Here is a 1587-nt window from a genome sequence, read left to right as displayed (position 1 = left end):
GGTTCCCGGTGCTTTCCCCCTGTTTTTCTAATCGCCCCCTTTCTTATTTTCTCTTTTTTAAACCCCCCACCACCCCCCGCGGGGCCTCCCCCGGCTCCCCCCCCACGGAGGGTCTGTCCCCTTAGTAGCTGTTGTCGAGCGTGAGCAGCGTTGCGTATTCCTTCGAAGCCTCGGCAACCTCGCCGAGATCCCATGTAACTACCGCTTCGTTCTTGTCGTTCTCCATCTGAATCACCTCCTCCGGTTCAATCAATGCCCACGGGATGCAGGCACTTCGATTGCTCCCCATTTTCAGACGGAGGAGCAGTCATGTGAAGTCAGTGTCCGCTTCGCTGCAGTTGGCGTCGCGCGAGTGCATGTTCGACGCCCTCAACTGTCACCGTGACCTCACGGTCCTGAAGTACGAAGAGCCCAGACTCGCCATGCCGACGCTCGTCGATCCAGTCATGAAACTCGTCCAGACTTTCCAATTCGCGGCCTTCGACGGAGAGGATACGGTCGCCGGGACGGATGCCTGCCTGAGATGCAGGAGAGTCAATGATGACGTCTCGCACAAGAAGGCCTTTTCCCGGAGCACCGCCTACGTACGTCAGACCGACCAAGGCATAGGGAGTTGGCTTTCCAGGCCTTCCCTCCAGCTGGGCCGCCAAATCGCCGAGCGCTTGACGCCAGTGCCGGAAAAAGCCATCGTACTCAAACACGCCACGACCCTCTGACGGAAAGCCCGTATGAATCAGCCTCAGATCCACATCACGCTCGTATTCCACGCCCAGAGGGAAATATGAAGGGTCGACCGACAGTGACACTGTTGTCGGAACATCGAGTTCTGGAATCTTCCAGCTCAAAGTCAGTTGCTGATTCTCGATGTACTCCAGGATCTCACCATCGTACTCATACCAATCGAGGCCGCTCTGCATACCGTACAGACGGGTGCCAATGGAGAATCGCTCACCAACCGTCGACGGCATCGTTACTGAGCTAGATTTGAGCCAAGAATTGACGCCGACTTCAGTGGTCAGTTTTTCCCAAATCTCTTCTTTCGTCGCACGAATATGCTGAACAAAGTCGATCGTGAGTCCCGACTTTTTGATGTTTCGAGGCATCGTTCTCCCTGAGATCTACTGACGTCCGTGCTGATATGTCGCGGCTCCGCGTCCAGCGCTTCGATGCCGAGGTCTCGACCGTACGCTCTATCGCTCGCGTTCGTCTGTAGGTACTTTGGGGGACAACGCCTGCTTAACGTCGGTGCTATGGTTCCCCACTCAGCAGGAGCGACAACTCAACGCCAACTACGGTGAGGGGTCGCTGGAGCCTGAATGCCACTCAACGCGGCGTGAGTACGGATTCTGCCGGCAGCATCTCTCGCCCGAGCCGTGTCATTCCGCCAACCGATCTATGAGACAAACGTTGTCTCCGGCGACCGCGGTCAAGTGGCTGAGACCGCTCGTGCGCATGTCGTCGTTCAGCTCGGGCGTCACAGCGCGGGTGTCACCGGCGAGTCCGGGCAGAAGACCGGCTCCCGGTTCCGGCAGACGCAGCGATCGTTCGACGAAAGCGTGTTTGAGGGCCGCCGCGACGCCGAACGCG

Annotated in this window: 2 protein-coding genes; both read right to left on the bottom strand. The window is 58.0% G+C overall.

What is annotated here, in order from left to right; translation table 11 throughout:
• Positions 1-317: 317 nt before the first annotated feature.
• Positions 318-1103, bottom strand: coding sequence for a PDZ domain-containing protein (locus ACFVWL_RS18940; RefSeq protein ID WP_387186220.1), 786 nt, complete (start codon positions 1101-1103; stop codon positions 318-320).
• A gap of 273 nt (positions 1104-1376) precedes the next feature.
• On the bottom strand, positions 1377-1587 hold a 211-nt coding region (locus ACFVWL_RS18935), incomplete at its 5' end, for a ComEC/Rec2 family competence protein (RefSeq protein WP_387186218.1).

Source organism: Microbacterium sp. NPDC058269, from assembly GCF_042881445.1.
GTDB lineage: Bacteria > Actinomycetota > Actinomycetes > Actinomycetales > Microbacteriaceae > Microbacterium.
Note: the sequence above shows the minus strand (reverse complement) of the source record. Positions and strands in the feature narration are given on the sequence as shown.

Coding starts and splice junctions, on each gene's coding strand:
- ACFVWL_RS18940 (WP_387186220.1), bottom strand. CDS start 1,103: ATGCCTCGAAACATCAAAAAGTCGGGACTCACGATCGACTTTGTTCAG.